This window comes from Actinomycetota bacterium, from assembly GCA_036280995.1.
GTDB lineage: Bacteria > Actinomycetota > CALGFH01 > CALGFH01 > CALGFH01 > CALGFH01.
The window spans coordinates 1-5,064 of sequence record DASUPQ010000614.1 but is presented as its reverse complement, the minus strand read 5'-3'; the positions used below and the strand labels follow the sequence as shown (position 1 = coordinate 5,064).

Here is a 5,064-nt window from a genome sequence, read left to right as displayed (position 1 = left end):
GGCTGCTCCAGCGTGATCTCGATGAACTGGCGCGGCCGCCCGCTGACAAGCACGAGGTGATCATGGAGCCGATCGGGGCGACCACCACGCACACGGGCTTGCGGGTCCGCGCCCGAGCTGGACCGCGGCCGCTACCCGCTGGGGGTCAGGGTGCGCGATGAGGAGTTGGCGGCGGTGCCGCTGGCGTAGGCATTTCACGGCGAGTGGAACTACACCTTCCACCCGGCGGCAGCGCAACCACTACCAACGGTAAGGTAACCGAGCACGACCCTGGAGACCTGGATGTGACGGCCTTGCGCCAGCGGCTGCAGCGCCTACCCGCGCCGGTGATCGACGCAGGCCTGGCCGTGGCGCTGGCGGTCGCGAACACGATCGGGATCCGCGTGGCGCCGGCGCCGGGCGCCCGACCGGACGCGTTGGCCTACGCGTGCGGGTTGACCATCGCCGCGTTGGCGCTGGCCCGGCGGCGCTGGCCCCTGGCCGTGCTGCTGGCGTCGGCGGCGACCCTGCAGATCTACGTAGCCAACTACACCAGCACCTATCGCGCGATCCCGCTGTCAGTGGCCCTGGCCACCGCCTGGGCCGCCGGCCACCGCCGCTGGTCGCTGCTGATCGCCGCCTGGTTCGTCATCACGCCGCTCGCCTACGCCCTCTCCCCGCTTGCACAAGAGACGAGAACGCCGCTGACCCTGCTGGGGGATGCGCTGTCGAATGCGGCCATGTTCGCTGCCGTGCTGGTGCTGGGCGAGGCGGTGCGCAGCCGCCAGGCGCTGGACCGGGAGCATCGCCTGCTGCTGGCCGAGCAGGAGCGGTCCGAGCGGCTGCTGCTGAATGTGCTGCCCGCCCCAATCGCGGCCCGGCTCAAGGCCGGTGAGGGGGTGATCGCCGACGCCTTCCCCGAGGTCACCGTGCTGTTCGCCGACATCGTCGACTTCACCCGGCGCAGCCGGCAGGTCGGCCCGGCCCAGGTGGTGGCCGCCCTCAACGAGCTGTTCTCGGCCTTCGACCGGCTCGCCCAGCGCCATGGGCTGGAGAAGATCAAGACCATCGGCGACGCCTACATGGTCGCCGGCGGGCTGCCCCAGCCGCGCCCCGACCACGCCGAGGCGATCGCCGAGATGGCGCTGGGGATCCGTGAGGAGGTGGCCCGCCGCGCCGATCCCAGCGGCCAGCCGCTGGCCGTCCGCATCGGGATCGACACCGGCCCGGTGGAAGCCGGGGTGATCGGCACCACCAAGTTCAGCTACGACCTGTGGGGCGACACCGTCAACACCGCCAGCCGCATGGAGTCGCACGGGATCGCCGGCTGCATCCAGGTGACCGAGCGCACCTACCAGCGGCTGCGGGACGGCTACCGGTTCCAGCGGCGGGGACCGATCCCCATCAGGGGCATGGGCGAGCTGGTCACCTACTTCCTGGTCGGAAGGAACCGATGATCAGCCGAGCGCCTGCGATCAGCGGAACCACGCCCTCACCAGGCGACAGAGCAAGCAGCACAGTCGCCAAAATAGCCGAGCAGGGACCCCTAACGGGTGTCTCGCAGACCGGCATCCTCACGATGGAAAACTGCCGGTGTCATGGTTGCTGGGGGGCGCCTGGAGGGCGATCACAGACGTCACCCTCGCGAGTCGTGGCATAGCACTCGGCGATGCGGTGGCCCGCCTTGTCGTAGGCGACCACGCGTTCGGGCATCCAGGCCGTCTTGGCTGGTTGCAGGTAAAACACGGCGTAGAACTTGACCGGGAACTGGGGTCCGGCGTCCAACGGCGCGAGGTCGATCGGGGGTCCGTTCCGGAACAGGATCCTTAGCCGGACCGCTTGTCTGGTGACCGGGCCACCCACCACCGCCAGCTCGCCCTTACCGGCGATGGGGTCGCCCAGCTGACTGGCCTGCAGCAGCGTGAGCCGGTCCTTGGGGCCGCCGTGGCCAGCGGACAGCGAACCGCCGTCCTTACTCCAGAGGCCGTCTGCCCAGCAGATCCAGTTCTTGCCTGGGAGTGGCTCCTTGGCGGCCAGGACCCAGGTCTTCCCCAGCACCTGGGCCCACAGCCGGATCTGGGCCGTGCCGCCTTCACATCTCTGCATCTGGCTGGTCAGGTCGCTGGCCATCCCCCAGCGGTCGGGGAATCCAGATGGCCCGAGGTGGACCTGGACATCGAGGGGGACGACCTTCTTGCCGACCGCGGGGATCCGGGTGACTGAGGTGGTCGTCGGGGCGGTGGCTGTCGGGGCGGTGGTCGGGGTCGGGGCGAGGGGGGCCTGGCGGCTGGCCAGCCGGCCGGTACCCAACGCCCCCACCACCAGCACCAGGACGACCAGCGAGGCCGTCCCGCCGACCAGGCGCCGTCGCCGTTGACGTCCCCGCCGGATCACCGCCTCGGGTCCTGGGATGCGACCGTGGCGGGCGGCCTCATCAGCCGCCCGCTGGAGCCGGGTCTGCAGGTCGCTCATGGGCGGTCCCGCACCTCCTCCGCCTCCCCTAGCCGGGCCGCCAGGGCCCGCCGGCCGCGGGACAGCAGGCTCTTCACCGTCCCGGCCGGCACCCGCAGCGTCTGGGCGACCTCCTCGACGGGCAGACCCACCAGGTGGTGCAGGACGATCGCCTGGCGCTGGCGGACCGGCAGGGCGCCCAGCGCCTCCACCAGCGCCAGCGTCTCCACCGACACCTCGTGCGTCGCAGGCGGAGGCCCCATCCGCAGGATCGCTCTGGCCTGGCGGCGCAGCTTACGGGCGCGATCGGCGGCCAGGTTCATGGCCACCCGGCGCACCCACGCTTCGGGCGCGTTGTAGTCCCGCAGCCATGACCAGCGCACCGACGCCCTGGCGAACGCCTCCTGCACGACCTCCTCGGCCTCATGCAGGTCGCCGGTCACCAGGAACAGCTGGCCGAGGAGCCGGCTGACCGCTCCGGTGTAGAACTCCTCGAAGCTGCCGCCGGCAGTCATCGCCTCCGTCTCTCCAATATGAGCACACAGAGAAGCACGCCACAGAGCCGAGCTTGGTGGCATCGGACACAACACGGGAACCGACGGCCAAGAGAAGCTCCCCAGTATTCCGGGTGGCGTCCCACCGAGTGATGGAGGTAGCGAGGCCTCAACGACGTGGCTGTCTGCGTCGAAGCGTTCACCGTGCGATGGTCAGCGAGACCAGACCGATAGTGCGCGCGAACGGGCACACCGCACGGTGGTCCTTGACCAGTCGGCACTGCTGGAGGTCCTGGATGCACTCAAGGCCGCGGACGTCGATGACCGCATCCGCTCAGGCCCAAAGACCCGAACCGCAACGCCTCGTCGCTTCCTGGAAGGGATGTGCTCAGTGGACCGCTGTGCGGCTCGACACGCTCATCACCGCACGACCGTCAGCGACCTGAAACTGCTGGTCAGCCGGCTGATGTAGACGCCTCGATCCAGACTTCTCCGAGCACATCCCTTGCCGAACAAGGCGAGTCGATCATCCCCCGATATCGTACGTTGCTGCGGCCGTTCTTCTTGCAGGCGCGCCGTCGGTGGCAACTGGCCGCCGTTCGGTGACCCGGTGCCGTGGCCCCCGGAGCATGCCCGCCGTGGACACATCCTTAGGCGATCTTGCGGTGGTAGGTGGCCATGGCGAGGGCGTACGCGACGATGAGGATGCCGACACACCAGGCCAGGGCGATCCAGATGTCGGTGCTGACGGGCTGCTGCGCGTACAAGTCGCGGATCGTGTTGACGATGGACGTCACCGGCTGGTTCTCGGCGAAGGCGCGCACCGGTCCGGGCATGGTTGCGGTGGCGACGAACGCCGAGCTGATGAACGGCAGGAAGATCAGCGGGTAGGAGAACGCGCTCGCGCCGTCCACGGTCTTCGCCGACAGGCCGGCGATGACGGCGAGCCAGGTCAACGCCAAGGTGAACAGGATCAGGATGCCGGCGACCGCGAGCCAGGCAAGCACGCCTGCCCCGGAGCGGAAGCCCATGAGGAGGGCGACACCCACGACGACCACGACCGAGATCAGACTGGCGACCAGCGAGGTCAGCACGTGCGCCCAGAGCACCGACGACCGTGCGATCGGCATGGACTGGAATCGCTCGAAGATGCCGCTCTTCATGTCCATAAAAAGCCGGAAGGCAGTGTAGGAGATGCTCGAGGCGATCGTGACGAGCAGGATGCCGGGCAGCAGGTAGTCCACATACGAATCCGACCCTGAGCTGATCGCGCCGCCGAACACATAGACGAACAGCAGCATGAAGGCGATCGGCATGATCGTGGTCGTGATGATGGTGTCCGGGCTGCGCGTGATGTGGCGCAGGGACCGTCCCGTCAGGAGGGCGGTGTCACCGAGAAAGCGCTTGGTCATCGCTGTTCCTTACTCGTCGGTGCCGAGGCCGCCGTCGTTGCCGGCGTCTGGCCGACGTCGCCGTCCTTGCCGGCGGCACCGACGATGGCGAGGAAGACGTCCTCGAGGGTCGGCTGCTTTTCGACGTACTCGACCTTGGCGGGCGGGAGCAGCTGCTTGAGCTCGGCGAGGGTGCCGTTGGCGATGATCCGACCCTCGTGGAGGATCGTGATCCGGTCGGCCAGCTGTTCGGCCTCGTCCAGGTACTGCGTGGTGAGCAGCACCGTCGTGCCCTGTCCGGCGAGCTCCTTGACGCCGGTCCACACTTCGATGCGCGCCTGAGGGTCGAGCCCGGTGGTCGGCTCGTCCAGGAAGATCACCGGTGGGTTCCCGATGAGGCTCATGGCGATGTCCAGGCGGCGGCGCATGCCTCCGGAGTACGTCGCCACCCTCCGCTTGGCCGCATCCATGAGCTGGAAGCGGGCCAGCAGGTCATCCGCAGTCTGGGCGGCGTCCTTCACGCGCCGCAGCCGGGCCATCAGGATCAGGTTCTCGCGCCCGGTGAGGATCTCGTCGACGGCGGCGAACTGCCCGGTGAGGCTGATGGACTCCCGCACGTCCGCCGGGTGCGTGGCGACGTCGAAGCCGGCGACGGTGGCCGTCCCCGCGTCGGGCTTGAGCAGCGTGGACAGGATGCGCACGATCGTCGTCTTTCCCGCGCCGTTCGGGCCGAGCAGTGCGAAGATCGT

5 protein-coding genes and 1 pseudogene are annotated in these 5,064 nt (G+C 69.0%); 2 read left to right on the top strand and 4 right to left on the bottom strand.

The genetic code is table 11. The features are described 5' to 3' along the window. A pseudogene (locus VF468_20725) lies at positions 1-186 on the top strand (ISAzo13 family transposase). A 140-nt stretch (positions 187-326) separates the two neighbouring features. Beyond that, positions 327-1,436, top strand: coding sequence for an adenylate/guanylate cyclase domain-containing protein (locus VF468_20720; GenBank protein HEX5880715.1), 1,110 nt, complete (start codon positions 327-329; stop codon positions 1,434-1,436). Positions 1,437-1,575: 139 nt separating this feature from the next. Here the strand turns inward: VF468_20720 and VF468_20715 are convergent, their stop codons facing one another. The 4 genes from VF468_20715 to VF468_20700 all read right to left on the bottom strand — a co-directional run. Then, positions 1,576-2,451 carry a hypothetical protein gene (locus VF468_20715; GenBank protein HEX5880714.1) on the bottom strand — a complete coding sequence of 292 codons (876 nt, stop codon included), beginning with the start codon at positions 2,449-2,451 and terminating at the stop codon, positions 1,576-1,578. Further along, positions 2,448-2,945 carry a SigE family RNA polymerase sigma factor gene (locus tag VF468_20710; protein HEX5880713.1) on the bottom strand — a complete coding sequence of 166 codons (498 nt, stop codon included), beginning with the start codon at positions 2,943-2,945 and terminating at the stop codon, positions 2,448-2,450. Before VF468_20710 ends, VF468_20715 begins: the two co-directional genes overlap by 4 nt. A 629-nt stretch (positions 2,946-3,574) precedes the next feature. Beyond that, positions 3,575-4,336 carry an ABC transporter permease gene (locus VF468_20705; protein ID HEX5880712.1) on the bottom strand — a complete coding sequence of 254 codons (762 nt, stop codon included), beginning with the start codon at positions 4,334-4,336 and terminating at the stop codon, positions 3,575-3,577. Then, positions 4,333-5,064: ATP-binding cassette domain-containing protein (locus VF468_20700; protein ID HEX5880711.1), on the bottom strand; the 732-nt coding region annotated here is incomplete at its 5' end. The genes VF468_20700 and VF468_20705, both read right to left, overlap by 4 nt.

Excerpts from the sequence above, each read along its gene's own strand:
- VF468_20715 (HEX5880714.1), bottom strand. The coding sequence starts at position 2,451 with ATGAGCGACCTGCAGACCCGGCTCCAGCGGGCGGCTGATGAGGCCGCC.
- VF468_20710 (HEX5880713.1), bottom strand. The coding sequence starts at position 2,945 with ATGACTGCCGGCGGCAGCTTCGAGGAGTTCTACACCGGAGCGGTCAGC.
- VF468_20705 (HEX5880712.1), bottom strand. The coding sequence starts at position 4,336 with ATGACCAAGCGCTTTCTCGGTGACACCGCCCTCCTGACGGGACGGTCC.